We start from the raw sequence: 20,112 nt of genomic DNA, 5'->3' as shown, positions 1-20,112 counted from the left end.
CAATGGCCCTGTCCGAACAGACCTTCGTCGCCGATGCACCGCCCGCTTGGGTAAGCATCCTGCGCATGCTCTGGCGCGACAAGTTCGCGTTCTGCGCCGCCGTCTTCCTGCTGGTGGTGATTCTCTGCGCGCTCTTCGGTCCGACCCTGCTCGAAGATATCGCCACCAAGCAGAACCTGCGCGGCCGCAACGCGGCGCCGTTCGATTTCTCGCTGCACTGGACGATGTGGCTGGGCGGCGACGCGCTCGGCCGTCCGCTCTTCGCACGGATCATCGTGGCGGCCCGGAACACCATGTTCATCGCCACCGGCGCGGTCATCTGCTCGATGGCAATCGGAACCACCCTGGGGCTGATCGCAGGCTATTCCTCCCGCATGGCCAGCCAGATCATCATGCGGCTCGCCGACGTGATCATGTCCTTCCCGTCGCTGCTGCTGGCGGTCATCGTGCTCTACATGCTTGCACCTTCGGTCGGGAACCTGATCGTGGTGCTCGCAATCACGCGCATTCCCGTCTACCTCCGCACCTCGCGCGCCGAGGTGCTGGAGGTGCGCGAGCGCATGTTCGTCCAGGCCGCCCAGGTCATGGGAGCCTCGACCAACCGGATCGTGTTCCGCCATATCCTGCCGGTCGTGTTCCCCACGCTCGTGACCATCGCGACGCTCGACTTCGCCTTCGTCATGCTGGCCGAAAGCTCCCTGTCCTTCCTCGGCATCGGCATCCAGCCGCCCGAGATTACCTGGGGTCTCATGGTCAGCCAGGGCCGCCCCTACCTGACAACTGCATGGTGGCTGTCGTTCTGGCCCGGCCTCGCAATCATTCTGACAACACTCAGCCTCAACCTTCTGTCGAACTGGATGCGCACCGCGCTTGATCCGGTCCAGCGGTGGAGACTGGAAACCCCGAGGCAGAAAAATGCCTGATCATCTCCTCGAAGTCCGCGGCCTCTCCGTCGATTTCCACACGGTGCGCGGAACCGTTCACGCCGTCCGTGATGTCAGCTGGCACCTCGACCGCGGCGAATGTCTCGCGATCCTCGGCGAAAGCGGATCGGGCAAATCGGTCTCCGCCAGCGCGATCATGAACCTGATCGACTGCCCCCCGGGCCAGATCGTATCGGGCGAGATCCTGTTCGACGGAAAAAACCTGCTGAAAATGAACGCCGAAGCGCGGCGTCAGCTAAACGGCAAGCGCATCGCGATGATCTTCCAGGACCCGCTCAGCCATCTGAACCCGGTTTACACAATCGGCTTCCAGATTGAAGAGATCATGACCGCGCACGACGTCCCGAAGGACAAGGCGCGGGCCCGCTGCCTGGAACTCTTGCAGCGTGTCGGCATACCGGACTTCGAGAACAAGATCGACGCCTACCCGCACCAGTTTTCCGGCGGCCAGAGGCAGCGGATCATGATCGCGATGGCGCTGGCGCTCAAGCCGGATATCCTGATCGCCGACGAGCCGACGACGGCGCTCGACGTGACCGTTCAGGCTCAGATCCTTGCGCTGCTGGAAGAACTGCAGCAGGAAACCGGCATGGGCCTCCTGCTCATCACCCACGATCTTGGCGTGGTCGCCGAAGTGGCGGACCGGGTGGTGGTGATGAACAGCGGGCAGATCGTGGAAACCGGCAGCGCGGCACAGGTCTACCGCGCGCCGAAACATCCCTACACAAAAAAGCTGATCGGCGCGATTCCCGGCACGGGCGAGATGGCCGCACCTCTCGGCACCGGCATTAAGCCGATGATGGAGATCAACGGGCTGACCAAGCATTTCGGCGGCTTCGTCGCGCTGGAGGATGCCAGCCTGACCGTCCTGCCCGGCGAAACCGTCGCCATCGTCGGTGAAAGCGGCTCAGGCAAATCGACACTGGCCAAGACGCTCCTCCGGCTGGAGGACGCGACCTCGGGCGAGGCGCTCTATCACGGCCGCGATCTGGTCAAGATGACCGCAAGCGAGCTGTTCGAGCTTCGACGCGAGATCCAGATGGTCTTCCAGGACCCGACGCAATCCCTGAACCCGCGCATGTCGGTCTACGACATCGTGTCAGAGGCATTCGCCATCCATCCCGAAATCCTGCCAAAGGCGAAGTGGAAGAACCGGGTGTGCGAACTGCTCGAACAGGTCGGCCTCGAAGCCGGGCATATGCACCGCTATCCGCACCAGTTCTCCGGCGGCCAGCGGCAGCGCATCGCCATCGCCCGGGCCCTTGCACTGGAACCGAAACTCGTCGTCTGCGACGAGGCGGTCTCGGCCCTCGACGTCTCAGTTCAGGCGCAGGTCATCGACCTGCTCAACAAGCTGCAACAGGACATGGGCCTCAGCTACCTCTTCATTGCCCACGATCTCCCGCTTGTCCGCGACTTCGCGCACCGGGTCGTCGTGATGCAAAGCGGCCGGATCGTCGAACAGGGACCGGTCGCCCAGATCTTCGACAATCCGCGGATGGACTACACGCGCAACCTCATGGCGGCGTCGCTGGATCCGGACCCGGACGTTCAGGCCGAGCGCCGCCGCGCACGGCACCAGCTACAGGAAGAAGCGGTATGACCAAACCCGATGTTCTAGTCATGTACCCGGTTCGGCCCAAGGCCATGGAGCAGCTCGAGGCGGCCTATACGCTCCACCGCTACGACGAGGCCGAGGACAAGGGCGAGTTTCTCGAACGCTACGGACCGTCGTGCGAAGCCATCGCAACCAACGGCCATGCCCCGCTTACGGTGGAGCATCTGAAACATCTGCCCAATCTCAGGATCGTTGCCTGTTCCTCTGCCGGCTTCGAGTCGATTGACGTCGACGCCCTCAAGTCGCGCGGCATCTGGTTCACCAATTCTTCGGACGCCCTGCTCGATGACGTGGCCGACGTCGCTCTGATGCTTACGCTGGCGGCCCGCCGCCGACTTGTGGCCGCACATGCCTATGTTGAATCAGGCGACTGGGCTCGCGACGGCATGTTTCCCCTCATGTCCGCAATCAAGGGCAAACGCGCGGGCATAGTCGGCCTCGGCAAGATCGGCACCGCCATCGCGCAGCGCTTCACCCCGCTCGGCCTCGACATCGGATACACCTCCCGCTCCCGCAAGGCGGTCGAACACACCTTCTTTCCCGATGTCCGGTCACTTGCGGACTGGGCCGACATCCTCGTCGTCATCGTTCCTGGCGGCGAAGAAACCCGCGGCATGATTAGTGCCGAGGTCCTCGACGCTCTCGGCCCCGATGGCACCCTGATCAACGTGGCGCGCGGCTCCGTCGTCGATGAGCTGGCCATGATCGACGCACTGCGCTCGGGCAGGCTGGGAAATGCAGGGCTCGATGTCTTTCTCAACGAACCGAACCCCGAGCCGGCGCTCACTTCGCTGCCGAACGTTACGCTTTACCCGCACCACGCCAGCGGAACAGTCGAAACACGGGACGCGATGGCGCAGCTCGTCGTCGACAATCTCGCGGCTTACTTCGCCAAGCGGGACCTGCTCACGCCGGTCTACTCGCTTGCCTGATCCCCGGACCCGGCCATGAGTCAGTTCTTCGCATATTTTCGCTGGCCCCTCGCATTTACCATGCTCGGCCTGCTGCTGTCGTTCTGGCTCGGGTACCATTCGTCCGGCACGCTCGGCGGCGCGGTTTCCTTCCTGATGATCGCTGCAGTCCTGTCAGTTCTGGAAATCTCCCTCAGCTTCGACAACGCCATCGTCAACGCCAACAAGCTGAAGGACATGGAACCGGCCTGGCAGCGCCGGTTCCTGACCTGGGGCATCGCTATCGCCGTCTTCGGCATGCGCATCGTCTTTCCGCTCGCCGTCGTCTCCGTCGCCGGCCGCATCGATCCGTGGTCGGCGCTGGTGCTGGCCGCAGCGGAACCGCGCGAGTACGCCCGCCTGATGCATGAGGCGCACATTTCAATCGCGGCCTTTGGCGGCACATTCCTGATGATGGTCGCCCTCACCTATTTCATCGATCAGGAGAAGGACGTCGACTGGTTTCGCGGCATCGAAGAACGCATGCGCGCAGGCGCCAACATTCGAGGGTTGGAAATCGCCGTCGTCCTTGTGCTCGCGATCGTCTTCACACTGATGCTGCCCGCTCCACAGGGCCAGGCCTTCCTGTTTGCCGCCATCTGCGGGCTGGTGACCTTCCTCGCGGTCGATGTGCTCGGGCAGGTCCTGGACAGGGCCGACGAAACGATGGACGTCGCCGCCAAGGGCGGGCTCGGCGCATTCCTCTATCTCGAAGTGCTCGACGCCTCGTTCAGTTTCGACGGCGTGATCGGGGCCTTCGCGCTGACCCAGAACCTGTTCCTGATCGCCATCGGTCTGGGGATCGGCGCCTTTTACGTCCGCTCGATGACGATCCTTCTGGTCGAGAAAGGCACCCTCGCCGAGTTTCGGTATCTCGAACATGGTGCGTTCTACTCGATCCTCGTGTTGGCTATCATCATGTATCTCCAGTCACTGCTCCACGTGCCGGAAATGGTGACTGGCCTGATCGGCGCCTGCCTTATCGGCTGGGCACTGGTGGCCTCGATCCGCCACAACCGGCGGGAAGGCAGTGTCTAGATGTCGAGCGGTCTGTCACGACGTGCCCTCTGGATGCACAAGCTGGCCACCGAGGTCGCACGCCACCTGGATGAACGGATCGCGTCCGGCGCTATACCCGAAGGCGCCAAGCTCCCCGACCGCGACGCGCTCGCCGGCGAGTTCGTGACCAGCCTCGGCGTCATTGACCGCGCACTGGAAATACTGGTCTCCCGCGGCCAGATACGGGAACTGCCGAATGGAAGCTTCGTGGTCCTCGGCACCGCGCTCCCGACACACGGATTCGAAATCCCCGGCGCGTTCGGCGCAATCAAACAAGACGTGATCGCCATCATGGAACTGCGGATGGGCGTCGAACTCGTCGCGGCAGCGCTTGCGGCCGAGCGCCGCGATGACATGCAGCTCACGGCCATCCAGAATGCAAAAGAAGCCTACAAGCTGGCCGTCGCTGACAAAACCGGAATGCCGCAAGCGGACTTGCGGTTTCACCTTTCCATCGCAGCGGCCTCGGGCAACACATACATCCTCGACCTGCTGGAATATCTCGGCCCTCTTCTGATCCCGCGGCTGAGGATGGCCATTCCTGTTCCCGGCCAGGACGCGTCCGATAGGAACCTAACTGCGTCGGTCGCAGAACACGCCGCCATCGTCGAGGCCATTGAAAAAGCCAATGTCGACGCGGCCCGCAACGCTATGCGCATGCACCTGACCCGCAGCATCGCGTTCATCCAGGGCGTCGGCAACGATGGTTCCTGACCGCCGACAACTTGCTCCCGCGTAAACCGCGGCAGGGTCACGCATACCCAAACAACAAGGAACCTGCCCAATGCCCCTTATCGCCACTGATGACCTGACCAACTTTGTCGCCGCTATCCTGCAGGCCGCGGGTATGGAGACCGACAAGGCACGGGTCACGGCTGAGGTGTTGGTAGAAGGAGATATGCTCGGGCGCGATACCCACGGCGCCGGCCTGGTCTCCTGGTATCTCAAGGAGCTCGAAACTGGCAATCTGAACGGACAGGGCAGCTTCGATATTGTCAGCGACCGCGGCGCCACCTTCGTCTGGGAAGGCCGCACCTTGCCCGGCGCCTGGCTTGTTACGAAAGCTCTCGAAGAGGCCGCCGAACGCGCCGCCCAATATGGCGTTGTCACCGGGGCGATCCGCAACGCGCACCACACCTGCGCGCTCGCCGCGTTCATGCGCCCACTCACCGAGCGCAGCCTGATCACGCGGCTCAGCGCAACCAACCCCGCCGCCAGCCGAATGGCGCCGTTTGGCGGCACGAAACCGCTCCTGACGCCTAATCCAATCGCCGTCGGCTTTCCGACCAGCGACGATCCCATTGTCGTCGACGTTTCCTGTTCGATCACCACCACGACCATGACGCAGACGCTGGCCGCAAAGGGCGAACGCTATCCGGAAGCCTGGGCGCTGACGGCAGAGGGCCTGCCCACGGACGACCCGCGCGAGGTCACCGAACACGGCGGCACGCTGCTGCCGCTGGGCGGCACGTCCAAGGGCTACAAGGGCTCTGGCCTGGCCATTATCGAGGAACTCGTCACGCAGGGCCTCTCCGGCAAGGGCCGCGCCAACACCGCGCCCGGCCCGCTGTCGCAAAGCGTGTTCCTTCAGGTGATCGATCCGGCCGCTTTCGCCGGCACCGACGCCTTCCTGGAACAGGCCGACCATCTCGCCGCCGCCTGCCGCAGCAATCCGCCGGCGGCTACCGCCAATGGCCCGGTCAGAGTACCAGGCGACGCCGCCGCGCAAAAGCGCCGGCAAGCCCTGACGGAAGGAGTCAATGTCGGCGAAACGCGACTGGCGGAACTGAATCGGACGGCGGCTTTACTTGGTCTGGAGCCCTTAATTGCGACCTGACACATTCACTCGGTCACCGCCGACTCCAAGTAGCGGAAAGACGCTGCAATCTCGGCCTCGCGGTTGAGCGAGTCCTGAACTGAAACGTCGGTGCACTCGAACGAGAACCCACCCGAATACCCCGCATCCAGAAATGCCCTCACTTGCGCAGCATTGCCGCACCGGTCCCCGGCGTCGATGAGCACGCGATGCGCGTCCTGCGTCTCGTCCATCGGCACCGTCGGGTCGGAGATCCCCGATATGTGCACAATCCCCGTCCAGAATGAGAATATCTCGGTCTCTCCCGCAATCGCATGCTGGAACGTGTCATGCACCAGCTTGAACTGCTCCGTTCCGCCCACCGCTTCAATCGCCTCGACGAGCTCTGCCTTGCGTCGGAGCGACGAGCCTGAAAACCCGATCGGCTCGATCAGTGCCACCACGTCACGCCCTTCCAGCATCGGCAGAACCTGCCGCATCACATTGCGTAGATCCCGCTGCCGCACGCCGTCCTCGCACCGTTTGCCGTCCACCCGCGGGATCAGGCTGATCGTCTCGGCCCCGGCCGCTTGGGCAACGTCGATCAGGCCCTGCACCTGACGCGCCCGCTCGTCGTTCCAGTCGTTGAACGGATAGACCTCGCTAAGCCCCAGCAACCGCAGTCCCCGCTGTCGCGCCATCTCCGCCGCCTCCTTCGGCGCGGCCCCGTCAAAGAACGGCCGCCCCAAATCGTTGCGCGGTTCAACACCGACACAGCCCAGCGACTTAGCCAGATCGAGAAACTTCGGAAACGGTAGATTCGGCGCCGTCTTCTGGTTCAGCGCTCGCGAGATCATTTTGCGTCCCGCTCCATGATCCATTCGACATTCGCCGCCGGGACGAAACGCCACTTGCGCAGCGGCCCGGCCATGACGTTTAGGTAATACATCTCGAACCCGTAGGGCGCGCCGCAGGGATGGTGTCCGCGCGGCACCAGCACCACGTCGCCGTCGGACACCGCCATGGTCTCGTCCAGCCCGCCTTCCTCGGTGTAAACTCGCTGGATGCCGAACCCGTCGGCGGGGTTCAGGCGGTGGTAATAGGTCTCCTCCAGGTAGGTGATGCGTGGGAAGTCATCCTCGTCATGCCGGTGCGACGGGTAGGAAGACCAGTGCCCCGCCGGCGTAAACACCTCGGTCACCAGCAGGCTGTCGGCATAGTCCTCGGTCTCCATCGCGATGTTGTTGATGAACCGTGTATTGGTCCCCTTACCCCGCTCGGTCAGCGCAATGCCGTCGGGTCCGATCCGCCGCGCATCATGCCCGCCATACCCCGGCGCCGAACAGACCGCGATCACGCAATCGGTCGTGGCCATCGCCTCCCAGTCCTGCCCATTGGGCACGTACAGGCAATGCGGCGGCGTCTTCTCGAACACGTCCATTCGGTCGCCAAGCTCGCCCCAGTCCTTGCTGGCGGCCGTGATCCGTGCCTTCCCCTCGACCATGACTAGGATAACCTCCCGTCCGCCCGTCACTTCTGCAGCAGTCTCTCCAGCGCGCAGGCGGTATAGGCCGAAGCCCACATAGCGCCAGCCCGCCGATTGCGGGGTGATCTCGTGCACTTTGCCATGCGTGCCGAAGGGTTTGCGCAACAGGTCGGCCATCTCGATCTCCCTCAGTTGAAGACGCGCTGTTTCGCGGCATTCTCGTTATAGCGTTGGCGCGCCTTTTCCAGCCGCTCCGGGCCGCCCGTCTGCGGCACCGCCACGTCCCACCAGTGCCCGCCAGCGCCCGTGCCTGGGACAGCGTCCGTGTCGATCACGATGATAGACGGAATCTCGCGCCCCCGCGCCGCGACGATCTTCGCTTCCAGATCGGCGATGTCGGTTGCCTTCTCGGCATGCGCGCCCATCGAGCCTGCATGGGCGACGAAATCGATTTCAGGCTGCACCTCGACGTTAGAGTCCTTGTACATGTTGTTGAACTCGGCTCCGCCGCATTCGATCTGCAGCCGGTTGATGCAGCCGTATCCCCGGTTGTCGGTCAGCACGACCGTGAACGGCACCTTCCGCATCACCGCCGTCGCCAGTTCCGAGTTCGCCATCATGTAGGAACCGTCGCCGACGAAGCAGATGACGTCCTTTTCGGGCGCGGCCAGCTTGATGCCCATCGCGCCCGCTACCTCATAGCCCATGCAGGAATAGCCGTACTCCATGTGATAACCGCCTTCCGCCGCCTGCCACAGTACCTGCAGAGCGCCGGGCATCGTTCCCGCCGCGCACATCGCCACGGTATTGCTCTCCGCCACCCGCTGAACGGCGCCGATCACCTGCGCATCGGTGGGCAGAGCGTTGGTTCCTTTCGGAGCCGCCGTCACGGTTCTGACCGTCTCGTGCCAGCCCAGCCGTGCCTGCGGATCGTGCCAGCCAAAACTCTTGCCGCCCAACCCAGCACCGATCTTCTCCAGCGTCACTCGGGCGTCACCCACGACAGGCAGAGCGCCGTGCTTCGTCGCGTCATAGCCATGCAGGTTGATCGATATCAGCCTGCGCTCCGCCTCGTCGAAAACCGTCCACGAACCCGTCGTGAAATCCTGGAACCGCGTGCCGATGCCGATCACCAAGTCTGCCTTCGCCGCCAACTCGTTGCCACAGGCTGAGCCTGTCACGCCCGGCGAACCAAAATTCAGCTCGTGCTCCCAGGACAGTGCCGACTTGCCCGCCTGCGTCTCGACCACCGGAATCCCGTGTTGTTCCGCAAAGGCAGTCAGTTCCGCTTCGGCCCCGGAATAGATTACGCCGCCCCCGGCTACGATGACCGGCCGCTTCGCCGCCTTAATCGCCTCGACCGCCTGCGCAACCTCCACCGGGTCGGGCTCCGCCCGCCGGATGCGCCAGGTCTTCGGTTGAAAAAATGTCTCGGGGTAATCATAGGCTTCAGCCTGCACATCCTGGCAGAAGGCCAGACAGACCGGACCGCAGTTCGCCGGATCGGTCATCACCGCAAGTGCCCTCGGCAGGCAGGTCAGAAGGTGTTCGGGCCGGCTGATCCGGTCGAAATAGCGCACCACAGGCCGGAACGCGTCATTCGCCGACACGGTGCCGTCGTCGAAATCCTCGATCTGCTGCAGCACCGGGTCGGGCCGCCGGTTGGCGAAGACGTCGCCGGGGATCAGCAACACCGGCAGCCGGTTCACATGCGCCAGCGCCGCTGCCGTCACCATGTTGGTGGCGCCCGGCCCGATGGAAGAGGTCACTGCCTGCGCCTGGCGCCGCTTCATCGTCTTGGCATACGCTATGGCGGCATGCGCCATCGTCTGTTCATTCTGGCCTCGCCAGGTCGGCAGCGCTTCACCGATCCCGTGCAGCGCCTCACCCAGGCCAGCCACGTTACCGTGGCCGAAGATCGCCCAGACTCCCTCGATGAAACGCTCCCCCTCCTCGGTCATCTGCACGCTCAGCCATTTCACCATGGCCTGCGCCGCCGTCAGCCGGATCGTTCCGCTCATAGCGTCTCCTCCAAATCTTTCGCGTTGCGCCGCTCCGCCGATCTCCGCGCATCATCCCAGACCGCACACAGGCGCACGTACCGGTCCTTCATCTGCGCCACGGCCGCTGCATCGTCCATGTCACCCTTCATCCAGGCACGTGCAGCGTCACCGAAGATCGTCCGCCCCACAGCAAACCCCTTGACCAGCGGCTGCGCCGCTGCCAGCGCGAAACTCTCGGCAAGCTCCGCCTCGGGCGCGTCGAGCCCCAGCACCACAATGCCGCGTGTGCGCCGATCATTGCGCTCAATGGCATCCGCAGCCTTCTTCCAGGCGGTCTCGTTGCGGAACGGTTCCAGCTTCCACCAGTCAGGATAGACGCCGATGTCATAGAAGCGCTGGATCACCTTCGGCGTGGTGTCGTCATCGACCTTACCGCATTTCGACGGGATCACCTCCAGCAGGAATTCCAGCGAGTTGCGCCGCGCGGAGTGGAATAGCCGGGTGATCACGTCCTCTTGCTTCGCCCACATCTCCGCATCGTCGTCGGGGTGGCAGAAGCACAGGCACTTCACCACCTGATCCTTCGGCCATTCCTTCAGCCGCCCGTAATCAGGCCCGATCTGCGGCTCCAGCGTAAGCGGGCGAGAGCCCGGCCATTCCACCGGCCGCCCGATCCAAAGGCCCGTTCCCTCGGCACGGTAAAGCGCCTCGCGCCCAATCCGTCCGTCGCACAGGATGCCGTAACCCGGCCGCCCATCCTGGACTTCGCGCGCCGCCCGAAGGCAAAGCTCCTTGAACGCGCCGATCTTCTCGACCGTCGCGCCTTGCATCTCCTCAAGCTGCATCCGGTGATCGAAGGCGAAGACCCGCATCTCCGACCAGGCGCCATCGACCCGGCGATGCCGGTTCGTCGCCCAGTGCACCTGTTCAAGCTCGACATCGTTCCGCAGGTCCGGCCGCTGGATACCGCGGTCAAAGAAAAACTGCAGCTCCTCCCAGCTCGGATAGGCCGGCGTGCAGCCGTGCCTCGACACAGCGAAGGCTCCGCAGGCATTCGCGTACTTCAAGGTCGTCGGCCAGTCCTGGCCATCGAGCCAGCCCTTCAGCAAGCCGCTCATGAACCCGTCGCCCGCGCCCAACACGTTGAAAACCTCGATGGGAAAGCCCGGCCCCGTCTGACCGTCGTCAAGGCTTCCCGGTATCGCAGCGTCGAACGCCACCGCCCCCATCGGCCCGCGCTTGCAGACCAGCACCGCTTCGGACACCTTGCGCACCGCTCGCAGCGCCTCCAGTGTATCGGTCGAGCCGCCGGCGATGTGGAACTCCTCCTCGGTCCCGACGATCAGGTCGAAGAGATGCAGCGTCGACTGCAGCTGCGCTGTCACCTCGGCACTTTCCGCGAACCGGCTCTCTCCCTCGCCATGTCCCAGCACGCCCCAAAGGTTGGGCCGATAGTCGATGTCCAGCGCCGTCCGCGCCCCGTGCTTCCTCGCCAGTTCCAGCGCCTTCAGCACCGCCGCCCGCGTCCGCGCGTGGCTCAGATGCGTCCCCGTCGGCACCACGGCCCGCGCGGAGGCAATGAACCCCTCGTCGATATCGTCCTCGCACAGGCCCATGTCGGCGCAGTTCTCGCGATAGAAGATCAGCGGAAACTGCTCTTGGTCGCGGATACCGAGGATCACGAGCGCGGTCAGCCGCTCCGGATCGGTCACAACGCCATCCGTCACCACGCCCTCGCGGTGCAGCTGCTCGCGGATGAACCTACCCATATGCTCATCGCCCACGCGGCTGATCAGCGCCGATCTCAGACCCAGCCGCGCCGTACCGCAGGCGATGTTCGTCGGAGAGCCGCCGATGTACTTCTCGAACGACCCCATATCCTCCAGCCGCGCGCCGATTTGCGCGCCATACAGATCCACACCGGCCCGGCCGATGGTGATTACATCAAGGGTCTTGGTCATCGTGCCATCCTCAGAATCCCGTCTCCCTCAGGAACGCCCGGCTCGCTGCCAGATCGCTCAGAACGGACCCCGAATTGCGCGGGTCTCGTTCCTGCTCGATTGTGATGTAGCCGCCATAGCCCGCTTCGGTCAAAAGCGAACGTATTGCGGGATAGCCGATGCGGCCCCGGCCGATCGGGCACATCACACCCTCGGCGCAGGCATCGAAGAAACGGATTTGCCGGCCCATGACGTCATCGAACACGACCGGGTCGATATCCTTGAAGTGGATGTAATCCGTGCGGTCCATGTACGACCGCAGCGTCTCCACTGGATCCATGCCAGCATAATCCAGATGCCCTGTGTCGAGGCATAGCCCAGCGGTCTCCGGTCCGATATTCTCCACGATCCGCGCCAGCTCGTCTGCGAACTCGATATATCCGCCCGCATGCGGGTGTATCGTGGCGCGCACGCCGTAGCGGTCGCGCGCCAGTTCGGCGATGGCACGGATATTCACGACCATCCCCTCCCACGCAGCGTCATCGAGCCGCGGCGCCCTATCAGAATGCCCCGCTGCAAAATCACGCTCGTGGTGGCCCCAGTCCATGACTGTCAGATACGGTGCGTCAAACCGCTGGCCCGCATGTGTACCCGGCTTCGGCAGCGCAGTGATAAAAGCACAAATCTCGTCCGTCTGTTTCAGCAGGCTCTCGCGGTTCCCGGGCGAAACGAGGTCGTCGAAAATCGCGCCCGCCACGATGGACAATCCACGAGTCCGCAGCGCACCGCCCACGCGCTCTACGTCCAGCGGCATGTAGCCGTAGGGTCCCAGCTCCAGCCCGTCGAACCCGGCCTTTGCCGCCTCCTCCAGCACCTTCTCCCAAGGCGGCAGATGCGGGTTCGACACGTCATCGACCCCCCAGCAGCAGGGCGCACAGGATATGGCAACCGGGTTCGCCATCTCAGTCCGCCACGTTGATGGTTTCGAAGGTCAGCGATCGGTGGAACTGCTCGTGGTACGCGATGAACTGTTTCGTATGCGGCTGCTCCATGTGGAAAGTATGCGCTGCCTTATCCGTCCACGCCTCGACGAAGACCAGCCTGTCCGGATCGTCAGTGCAGGTGAAGAAGTCGTAGGCCAGACAGCCCGGCTCATCACGCGTTGCCGCCTGAACCTCCGGCGCGCGGGCTAGGATCTGATCCCGCGTGCCGGGCTGAAGCTCGATGGTGATGATGAACTTGTACATGACACCCTAGCGGATGATAGTGGCCTGGAGAGCGTCAATGGATGACTGGATGCCCGCGTCGGTGGACATGGTGAAATCCTCCATCTCCAGCGAAACCCAGCCGTCATAGCCCATCATGCCCACGACAGAGAAGAACTCCTTCCACCATTGCAAGTCGTGACCGGCGCCGACCGCGACGTAGTTCCAGCTGCGGTTCGTCACATCGGTCACTTCCTTAAGCTCCAGCAGCCCGTTCACATCCGCCAGGCAACGCTCGATCCGCGTGTCCTTGCCGTGAACGTGGTGGATCGCTTCGCCGAGCGCACGCGCACCCGCGATCGGATCCGCCCCCTTCCAAAACAGGTGCGACGGGTCGAGGTTCATGCCCACTTTCGGCCCGACTTCATCGCGCAGCCGGAATAGCGTTTCCGGGTTCCACACCAGCATGGCCGAGAAGTTCTCAAGCGCGTATTTCTCCACGCCCGCTTCGCCGGCCAGCTTCACCAGATCATGCCACAGCGGGAACGCCCGGTCCTCCCACTGGTAGCGGTCACGTTCCGGCATCTCGTCTGGCCAGGACTTGGTGTAGACCAGCCAGTTCGGCACCATGTCGCCCGGTGCCGCCTCGGGCAGGCCCGACATGCAGACAATCTTTTTGACTCCGATTTCGCCCGCCAACCGGATGGTATCCTCCATCTCTTTACGGTGTCGCTTGCCCATCGCGCCCGGGTCGAGCGGGTTGGCCGAGCAGTTCAGTGCAGCGATCTCCAGCCCTCGCGCCTCGATCTCCTTCAGCCGCTCCTTCAGCAGCTGCTTGTCGGCCAGAAGAGTCTCCGCCCGGAAATGCGGTGCAGGCGACCAGCCGCCACCTGTCATCTCGACGCCCTCAACGCCGAGCTTCACGCATTTGTCCAGCATGTCGGTGAAGGACAGATTGCCCATCACGTCGGTGCAGATGGAAAGCTTCATGTCTTCGCTCCTTCAGAAGACGTTCATTGGAAATCAACCCAGGTCGCGCCCGCATCGGCGGAGCGCACGCAGTTCTCCAGCCAGCGCACGCCTTCGGTGCCGGCGGCGATCCCGGGATAATGGTGAGTTTTCAGAAACGTGTCGTCGCCCTGGGCCTTCGCGTCGATAGCCTCAGCGATCCACAGGTAAATGTTGGACCAGCTGTCACCCAGCCCCTCGGTATGCAGCGCGCCCATCCGGTCGCATGCAAGGCTCTCGTCCTCCAGGTACGGCATTCCGTGGTGGAGGATGCGGTTCGGCTCGCCCTGCACGTCGTAGAGCAGCTGATCGGGATGCGAGTCGGACCATTCCAGCGACGCCTTAGAACCAACGAAACGGTACCGCTGCGACCCCATGTTCCCGGCATTGACTGACGAAACCCACAAGCGCCCGCGCGCGCCGTTGTCGTAATGCATCAGCACCGTCGCGTGGTCTTCCAGCGGAGCTCGTGACGGAATGAACGCCTTCCGGTCGCACAGCAGCTTTTCGACCTTCAAATGCGGCAGCACGACCTCCGACAGGTAGTATAGGTGCGTCCCGATATCCCCCAGCACAAAGGTCGCCCCAGCCGTCTTCGGGTTGGTACGCCACTTTACGGCCTCGGGCGCGTCCACGTCGTCGCCCGCGTTGAAACCGTGGGTGTACTGCAAGTCGACGATCCGGACCTCGCCCAGCATGCCCTTTGCCACCATCGCCGCCATCTGTTGCACCAGCGGATGACCGGTGAAGCCATAGGTGACACCGACGATCAGGCCGTTGTTCTCGGCCAGAGCGGCGATCTCGTCGCATTCGTCCACGGTGAAGAACAGAGGCTTCTCGCAGATCACGTGGATCCTGGCTTCCAGCAGAGACTTGGTGATCTCGTAATGAGTGAAGTTCGGCGTCGCGACCGATACCACTTCCACCCCATCTTCGCGCGCGGTTTCGCCTGCAATGAGATCCTCGTAGGTTGCGTAGCACCGGTCACCGTTGACGCCCAGCATCGTGCCGAAATCGCGCCCGCGTGCCGCATCCAGATCGAACGCCCCCGCAACGAGCTCGTAAGTCCCGTCGCGCAGCGCGCCCGTGCGATGCTTGTAGCCGACCTGTCCTGTACGGCCGCCCCCGACCATACCCCAGCGCAGCGGCCGGGCGATCGTTCTCTCACCGTTGATCATCGGTCTTGAACCTTCCTCGAATGCGGCGCGCGTCTCAGGCGGCCTTGGACATCGCAGTCTCGTAAAGCGCCGGCTTGTCGCGCATGGCGATCACCTCGCGACCGCCGCTGGCAACGGCGCGCAGCGCGGCGTCGGCGACCAGCGTCGCTGCATAGCCGTCCCAGGTACTCGGTCCCGTCGCCGTCCCCTGCCCGGCGGCCAAGATCCATTCGCGGAACTCCTGATCGTAGGCCTCGATGAACCGCTCGCGCCAGTCTTCGGGGATCGCCTGCCGGATGCCGTGCCTGTCCGACACCACTGTCGCTGGCCTGTTCGGCAACGCGGCGATCCCCTGTTCGCAACTCACCTCGCCGCGAATGTCGTAGCCGTAGGCAATGTTCACGGAAATCTCGACATCGACGAGGGCGCCACCCGCCATGTGAAGCAGAACGAAGTGCGGGTCACGCAATTCGCCGCCGCGTGTGGATCGGCGCGGCAGCCGCACCTCGACCGCCGCGATCTCGTCCGACAACAGCCAGCGCGAGATATCCGCGTCATGAACCAGCGTGTCGTTCAGCGGCATCTCCGAGGTATAAAGCCCCTCCGGCACCGACGCGTTGCGGTGCACCGAGTGATACATCAGCGGCGCGCCCAGTGTTCCGGAGTCGATCACCGCTTTGAGCCGGCGGTAGTCGGCATCGAAGCGTCGCATGAATCCGACCTGCACCAGCCGCCTTCCAAAGGCGACCTCGGCCTCCATCACATTAAGCGCGGCTTTCTCCGATGTGACCAACGGTTTCTCGCAGAACACCGGCTTGCCCGCCGCTATACAGTCAATCAACTGCTCCTCGTGCGCGGGGCCCCACGAACAGATCACAACCGCATCCACCGCATCCGACCGGATCAGCGCCTGCGGCGTGCCGAACACCTCCGCTCCCTCGGGTGCGGCGGCGCGGGCGCGATCCGCGTCGATGTCGCTGACAGCCGTCACCGCGACGCCCGACAACACCGTCGTCAGCCGCCTTATATGGTCCTGACCGATCATGCCGGTCCCTATGACTCCAACCTTGAGTGTCATGGCGCGGGCCTCACTTGAAATACTTGTCCACGTAACGCTGCATCTCGGCACGCATGAACGTGCCGCTCTCATCCGCCTTCTCTTCCCAGGCAAAGACACAGGCGGTCATGATCCCGTCGAACCCGACCTCGGCCAGCGTGCGGTAGAAGTCGTCCCAAGGCACCTCGCCCTGCCCGATATTCAGATGCTGGTGCACTCGTGCGTTGGTCCCCGGCGGGTTGAGAATGTAACGCAGGCCGGAACTGGCCTTGTGGTTGAACGTGTCGGCGATGTGGACATGTGCCAGCACGTCGGCGCATTCGCGCAGCATCGCCACCACGTCATCGCCAAAATAGAAGGTGTGCGGGCAGCAGTAGAGGAACTTGACGCGCGGGCTGTTCACCGTGCGGATCAGGTCCACCGACGGCTGCAGTGTCTCCACCCAATCCTCGGGATGTGGCTCGATATGCAGGTTGATGCCTTCCTTCTCGAAGATCGGCACCAGGTCCTCCATCGAGCGCCACCACGCATCCTCGCAGGCCTCGATCATCGATCCGGTATGGCAGCAGTAGCAGGTGCCCTTGTCCGGATGCGGCCCGCGCCCGAATTCACTGTTCATCGTGTCCACGCCCATCTCCACGCAAATCTCGATGGCGCGCTTCCAGTGACGGACAGCAGCCTTGCGCTCCTCCTCGTCATTCGACGCCCAGCGATACATGGGCAGCAGCGTGGCGATACCGACATTGGCGTCCGACAGCGCCTTCTTGAACCGCTTCACCCGGTCGGGAAACACGCGGGGCGCCTTGAACCACTCAAGGAAGTCGGCGCGCGGGCTAAGTTCGATCCACTCGTAGCCAAGCTCCGCGACCTTGGATGGCAGTTCCTCAAGGCTCAGATGGCGGTGCATGAACGGGTCGAGGGCGATTTTCATCGAACGGGTCCTCCCAGGTCTGTTGTCGTTGAAGGTGCCGGGCGTCGCGTCACGCGACAGGCGCCGGCGGATGACCCTCGTGGGTTTCCATGTACCCTTCGATGATGCTGTCGAGATCGGCCAGCGCCTCGCCCCCGGCCATCAGGTCGGTGATCTCTTCGCGCGATTTCTCGCCGCGCATGAAATTCGCCGCCAGCGCGCCACGGATCAGAACCGCAAAGTGGTCGCCCACCGCCATCGCATGCGTCACCTGGTGGGTGATGAAGATCACCGCCAGCCCGCGTTTCTTCGCTTCCAGCACGATACGCAGCACGTGGCTCGCCTGCTTCACGCCCAGCGCCGCGGTCGGTTCGTCCAGGATCAGCACCCGCGCGCCGAAATGCACTGCACGCGCAATGGCGAGCGACTGCCGCTCGCCGCCCGACAACCCGCCGATCAGACGGTCGCCGTCGTCGATCCGCGTGATGCCGAAATCCTGCACCGCCTTCACCGCGGTCTCGTTGGCTGTCTTGCGGTCGAAGATCTTCAACGGACCGAACTTCTTCGTCGGCTCCACCCCTACGAAGAAGGACCGCCCTATGGTCATCAGCGGAAACGTCCCGCCGAACTGGTGCACTGTCGAAATGCCGCGATCCTGCGCATCCTTCGGCCGGTCAAAGCTGACCTCGTCGCCATCCATCAGGATCGTGCCGGATGTCGGCCGGTGCACGCCGGCCAGCGTCTTGATCAGTGTCGACTTGCCGGCGCCGTTGTCGCCCAGCAGGCACAGAACCTCACCCGCATGAACCTTCAGCGAAATGTCGTGCAGAACGTCGATCGGGCCGAAGGACTTATTGACGTCGCGCAGTTCCAGAACCGGAGTATTCTCGGCCATCTTATCCTCCTCACGCAGGTTTCTTCTTGGGGCGGGCGGTCATCGCCAGCTTGCGGAAGCTGTTGTTCATCAGCACGGCAAGCAGCAGCATCACCCCGATGATCAGGCTCGACCAGTTGCGGTCGATGTCGGTGAAATAGATCCCCTGGTTCACGATCGCGAAGGTCAGGGTGCCAAAGAAGATCCCCATCACTGATCCGAACCCGCCGGTCAGAAGCACGCCTCCCACCACGACCGAGACGACCGCATTGAAGATGTAGTTCATTCCACCCGACACCTGGGCAGAGTTGAACAGAATCGCCCCGCACATCCCCACGAAAGAGGCACTGACAGCCGACAGGACGAACAGGGTGATCGTCACCTTGTTGGTCGGAATGCCGGCATTGCGGGCGCTCTCCTTGTCGCCGCCCATGGCGAAGACCCAGTTGCCCCAGGGCGTGTAGTGGATGATCAGCACGAACAGCGCGGTCAGCGCGATCCACCACACGATGATGATCTGGTACGACCCGCCCAGAAGCTGACCGAAGATCGTCTTTGCCCAGTCCGGCGCCGATAGCGGAACGCTGGCGTTTCCGGTAAGCAGGACCGAGCCGGCCAGAACGATGCCCTGCATCGCCACCAGCGTGCCCAGCGTAATGATCAGCGATGGCACCGTCGTCCGCGTCGCCAGCAGGCCGTTCACCAGCCCGACCAGCACGCCCAGGCCAAGTGCGACGGCCATCCCCACAACGATGGGCATCCCGTAATAGCCAGAGACGATGGCGATGCTCATCGACCCGGCCGGGATCATCGCACCGATGGAGATGTCCAGCTCTCCCGCGATCATCAGCAGACCCAGCGGCAGCGCAACGATGCCAAGGTTGGCGGCAAAATTGACCCAGCTGGCGGCCCCGAACAGGTTCACCAGATTCACCCCACCGAAGATGACGTAGAAGGCGATGACGGCGATCAGGCTCAGGATGGCCCCTGCTTCGGGACGGCGCATCAGGTTGCCGATTGCAAAAGTGTCCATGGGTCCGCCCTCAGCTCTTCTTCTTGGTGGAATAGGTCAGGGCCATCTTGCGGAACGTGTCGTTCATCAGGACGGCGAGCAGAAGCAGGGCACCGATGATTACCGAGCCGAGGTTCGGATCGAACCCGGTGAAATAGATGCCCTGGTTCACGATCGAGAAAGTGATGGTGCCCAGCACGATGCCCGCGACGGAACCGAACCCGCCGGTCAGAAGCACCCCGCCGATCACCACGCACATGATCGAGTTGAAGATGAAGGACTGTCCACCCACCACCTGCGCGCTCTGGTAGACCATCGCCTGTCCGACGCCGACGAAGGCCGCGCAGAAACCGCTCATCATGAACAGAGTGATCGTCAGCCGCTCAGTCGGGATACCGGCATTGCGGGCGCTGATCTTGTCGCCGCCCAGCGCGTAGACCCAGTTTCCGAACGGCGACAGGTGCAGCAGGAACGCCGCCACGATAATGAAACCGACCCACCAGAAAATGGTGACCTGGAACATGCCGCCGACGAACTGGCCCAGCAGCGCCTTGTAGAAAGGACTCGGGACGATATTGGTGCTGGTCGAGCCGGTCAGCAGGACCGACAGCCCAAGCGTCAGACCCATAACCGCGAACATGGTGCCGATGGTCACGATCAGCGACGGTACCTCGGTGCGCAGCACTAGGAACCCGTTGATCGCGCCAACCAGCAGGCCAAATGCCAGAGCCGCCGCGATGCCGATAGGCTCGGGCAAACCGTAGTAGCCCGAGATGATTGCCAGCGTGAGCGACGAGGCCGGGATCACTGCGCCGATCGACAGGTCAAGCTCGCCCGCGATCATCAGGATCCCGATGGGAAGAGCGACGATGCCGATTTCGGCGGCGACGTTCAGCCAGCTCGCGAACCCGGCAGGTGAGACAAAGATCGTTCCGGCCGAGAGAGCGAAGAACAGGAACACTGCGACCATCCCCAGCAGCGAGCCCGCCTCGGGGCGCCGTGCCAGGCGGCCCAGCGTGACCCCCAGACCCGGCCGCGCGCCGTGCGTGCCTGTCGATACGGATTGCGTGGCTGAATTCATCTCTCTCCCCCCG

Annotated in this window: 19 protein-coding genes; 6 read left to right on the top strand and 13 right to left on the bottom strand. The window is 63.5% G+C overall.

Annotation, left to right across the window (positions count from 1 at the left end):
* The first annotated feature begins 2 nt into the window (after positions 1-2).
* The 6 genes from HCO70_RS00420 (at position 3) to HCO70_RS00395 (ending at position 6,408) form a co-directional block, all read left to right on the top strand.
* Positions 3-923, top strand: a complete 921-nt coding sequence (locus tag HCO70_RS00420) for an ABC transporter permease (protein ID WP_172292027.1) — start codon at positions 3-5, stop codon at positions 921-923.
* Positions 916-2,547 (top strand): ABC transporter ATP-binding protein, encoded by a 1,632-nt coding sequence (locus HCO70_RS00415; RefSeq protein WP_172292025.1) that lies wholly within the window; start codon positions 916-918, stop codon positions 2,545-2,547. The genes HCO70_RS00420 and HCO70_RS00415 overlap by 8 nt, the downstream gene beginning before the upstream one ends.
* Positions 2,544-3,494, top strand: a complete 951-nt coding sequence (locus tag HCO70_RS00410; RefSeq protein WP_172292023.1) for a 2-hydroxyacid dehydrogenase — start codon at positions 2,544-2,546, stop codon at positions 3,492-3,494. Before HCO70_RS00415 ends, HCO70_RS00410 begins: the two co-directional genes overlap by 4 nt.
* 15 nt (positions 3,495-3,509) lie before the next feature.
* Entirely contained in the window at positions 3,510-4,550 is a 1,041-nt protein-coding gene (locus HCO70_RS00405) for a DUF475 domain-containing protein (RefSeq protein WP_172292021.1), read from the top strand.
* Entirely contained in the window at positions 4,551-5,285 is a 735-nt protein-coding gene (locus tag HCO70_RS00400) for a FadR/GntR family transcriptional regulator (protein ID WP_172292019.1), read from the top strand.
* 70 nt (positions 5,286-5,355) lie between these two features.
* Positions 5,356-6,408 (top strand): Ldh family oxidoreductase, encoded by a 1,053-nt coding sequence (locus tag HCO70_RS00395; protein WP_172292017.1) that lies wholly within the window; start codon positions 5,356-5,358, stop codon positions 6,406-6,408.
* Positions 6,409-6,413: 5 nt separating this feature from the next.
* On the opposite strand, the gene HCO70_RS00390 is transcribed toward HCO70_RS00395, so the two are convergent.
* From HCO70_RS00390 to HCO70_RS00330, 13 genes are read right to left on the bottom strand one after another with little or no spacing between them, the layout of a single operon-like run.
* Positions 6,414-7,223, bottom strand: coding sequence for a TIM barrel protein (locus HCO70_RS00390; RefSeq protein ID WP_216665206.1), 810 nt, complete (start codon positions 7,221-7,223; stop codon positions 6,414-6,416).
* Positions 7,220-8,029 carry a 5-deoxy-glucuronate isomerase gene (gene iolB, locus HCO70_RS00385; RefSeq protein ID WP_172292013.1) on the bottom strand — a complete coding sequence of 270 codons (810 nt, stop codon included), beginning with the start codon at positions 8,027-8,029 and terminating at the stop codon, positions 7,220-7,222. The genes HCO70_RS00390 and iolB overlap by 4 nt, the downstream gene beginning before the upstream one ends.
* 11 nt (positions 8,030-8,040) lie before the next feature.
* The gene (iolD, locus tag HCO70_RS00380; protein ID WP_172292011.1) at positions 8,041-9,873 is read right to left on the bottom strand and encodes a 3D-(3,5/4)-trihydroxycyclohexane-1,2-dione acylhydrolase (decyclizing); all 1,833 of its coding nucleotides are present in this window, start codon (positions 9,871-9,873) and stop codon (positions 8,041-8,043) included.
* Complete coding sequence (gene iolC, locus HCO70_RS00375) at positions 9,870-11,816, bottom strand: 5-dehydro-2-deoxygluconokinase (protein ID WP_172292009.1); 1,947 nt, start codon at positions 11,814-11,816, stop codon at positions 9,870-9,872. The genes iolD and iolC overlap by 4 nt, the downstream gene beginning before the upstream one ends.
* Positions 11,817-11,826: 10 nt before the next feature.
* A complete protein-coding gene (locus tag HCO70_RS00370; protein WP_172292007.1) occupies positions 11,827-12,756 on the bottom strand; it encodes a sugar phosphate isomerase/epimerase in 930 nt (309 codons plus the stop codon).
* A 1-nt stretch (position 12,757) separates the two neighbouring features.
* A complete protein-coding gene (locus HCO70_RS00365; protein WP_172292005.1) occupies positions 12,758-13,042 on the bottom strand; it encodes a putative quinol monooxygenase in 285 nt (94 codons plus the stop codon).
* Positions 13,043-13,048: 6 nt separating this feature from the next.
* Positions 13,049-13,990 carry a sugar phosphate isomerase/epimerase gene (locus HCO70_RS00360; protein ID WP_172292003.1) on the bottom strand — a complete coding sequence of 314 codons (942 nt, stop codon included), beginning with the start codon at positions 13,988-13,990 and terminating at the stop codon, positions 13,049-13,051.
* Positions 13,991-14,013: 23 nt separating this feature from the next.
* Positions 14,014-15,186, bottom strand: a complete 1,173-nt coding sequence (locus HCO70_RS00355) for a Gfo/Idh/MocA family protein (RefSeq protein WP_172292001.1) — start codon at positions 15,184-15,186, stop codon at positions 14,014-14,016.
* 34 nt (positions 15,187-15,220) lie between these two features.
* Positions 15,221-16,243 (bottom strand): Gfo/Idh/MocA family oxidoreductase, encoded by a 1,023-nt coding sequence (locus tag HCO70_RS00350; RefSeq protein WP_172291999.1) that lies wholly within the window; start codon positions 16,241-16,243, stop codon positions 15,221-15,223.
* A gap of 10 nt (positions 16,244-16,253) precedes the next feature.
* Positions 16,254-17,153: a sugar phosphate isomerase/epimerase family protein gene (locus tag HCO70_RS00345; RefSeq protein ID WP_172291997.1), complete on the bottom strand. Its 900-nt coding sequence runs from the start codon at positions 17,151-17,153 to the stop codon at positions 16,254-16,256.
* Positions 17,154-17,202: 49 nt separating this feature from the next.
* Positions 17,203-18,027: an ATP-binding cassette domain-containing protein gene (locus tag HCO70_RS00340; protein WP_172291995.1), complete on the bottom strand. Its 825-nt coding sequence runs from the start codon at positions 18,025-18,027 to the stop codon at positions 17,203-17,205.
* A 10-nt stretch (positions 18,028-18,037) separates the two neighbouring features.
* Positions 18,038-19,039, bottom strand: coding sequence for an ABC transporter permease (locus HCO70_RS00335; RefSeq protein ID WP_172291993.1), 1,002 nt, complete (start codon positions 19,037-19,039; stop codon positions 18,038-18,040).
* 10 nt (positions 19,040-19,049) lie between these two features.
* A complete protein-coding gene (locus tag HCO70_RS00330) occupies positions 19,050-20,099 on the bottom strand; it encodes an ABC transporter permease (RefSeq protein ID WP_172291991.1) in 1,050 nt (349 codons plus the stop codon).
* Positions 20,100-20,112: the final 13 nt, after the last annotated feature.

Source organism: Pseudoruegeria sp. HB172150 (assembly GCF_013184805.1).
GTDB lineage: Bacteria > Pseudomonadota > Alphaproteobacteria > Rhodobacterales > Rhodobacteraceae > Psychromarinibacter.
The sequence above is the reverse complement of the archived record's forward strand: the minus strand, read 5'-3'. Positions and strand labels throughout refer to the sequence as shown.

Excerpts from the sequence above, each read along its gene's own strand:
- HCO70_RS00405 (WP_172292021.1), top strand. The coding sequence starts at position 3,510 with ATGAGTCAGTTCTTCGCATATTTTCGCTGGCCCCTCGCATTTACCATG.
- iolC (WP_172292009.1), bottom strand. The coding sequence starts at position 11,816 with ATGACCAAGACCCTTGATGTAATCACCATCGGCCGGGCCGGTGTGGAT.
- HCO70_RS00335 (WP_172291993.1), bottom strand. The coding sequence starts at position 19,039 with ATGGACACTTTTGCAATCGGCAACCTGATGCGCCGTCCCGAAGCAGGG.
- HCO70_RS00360 (WP_172292003.1), bottom strand. The coding sequence starts at position 13,990 with ATGAAGCTTTCCATCTGCACCGACGTGATGGGCAATCTGTCCTTCACC.
- HCO70_RS00365 (WP_172292005.1), bottom strand. The coding sequence starts at position 13,042 with ATGTACAAGTTCATCATCACCATCGAGCTTCAGCCCGGCACGCGGGAT.
- iolB (WP_172292013.1), bottom strand. The coding sequence starts at position 8,029 with ATGGCCGACCTGTTGCGCAAACCCTTCGGCACGCATGGCAAAGTGCAC.
- HCO70_RS00410 (WP_172292023.1), top strand. The coding sequence starts at position 2,544 with ATGACCAAACCCGATGTTCTAGTCATGTACCCGGTTCGGCCCAAGGCC.
- HCO70_RS00330 (WP_172291991.1), bottom strand. The coding sequence starts at position 20,099 with ATGAATTCAGCCACGCAATCCGTATCGACAGGCACGCACGGCGCGCGG.
- HCO70_RS00350 (WP_172291999.1), bottom strand. The coding sequence starts at position 16,243 with ATGACACTCAAGGTTGGAGTCATAGGGACCGGCATGATCGGTCAGGAC.
- HCO70_RS00340 (WP_172291995.1), bottom strand. The coding sequence starts at position 18,027 with ATGGCCGAGAATACTCCGGTTCTGGAACTGCGCGACGTCAATAAGTCC.
- HCO70_RS00345 (WP_172291997.1), bottom strand. The coding sequence starts at position 17,153 with ATGAAAATCGCCCTCGACCCGTTCATGCACCGCCATCTGAGCCTTGAG.
- HCO70_RS00420 (WP_172292027.1), top strand. The coding sequence starts at position 3 with ATGGCCCTGTCCGAACAGACCTTCGTCGCCGATGCACCGCCCGCTTGG.
- HCO70_RS00355 (WP_172292001.1), bottom strand. The coding sequence starts at position 15,186 with ATGATCAACGGTGAGAGAACGATCGCCCGGCCGCTGCGCTGGGGTATG.
- HCO70_RS00400 (WP_172292019.1), top strand. The coding sequence starts at position 4,551 with ATGTCGAGCGGTCTGTCACGACGTGCCCTCTGGATGCACAAGCTGGCC.
- HCO70_RS00395 (WP_172292017.1), top strand. The coding sequence starts at position 5,356 with ATGCCCCTTATCGCCACTGATGACCTGACCAACTTTGTCGCCGCTATC.
- iolD (WP_172292011.1), bottom strand. The coding sequence starts at position 9,873 with ATGAGCGGAACGATCCGGCTGACGGCGGCGCAGGCCATGGTGAAATGG.
- HCO70_RS00415 (WP_172292025.1), top strand. The coding sequence starts at position 916 with ATGCCTGATCATCTCCTCGAAGTCCGCGGCCTCTCCGTCGATTTCCAC.
- HCO70_RS00370 (WP_172292007.1), bottom strand. The coding sequence starts at position 12,756 with ATGGCGAACCCGGTTGCCATATCCTGTGCGCCCTGCTGCTGGGGGGTC.
- HCO70_RS00390 (WP_216665206.1), bottom strand. The coding sequence starts at position 7,223 with ATGATCTCGCGAGCGCTGAACCAGAAGACGGCGCCGAATCTACCGTTT.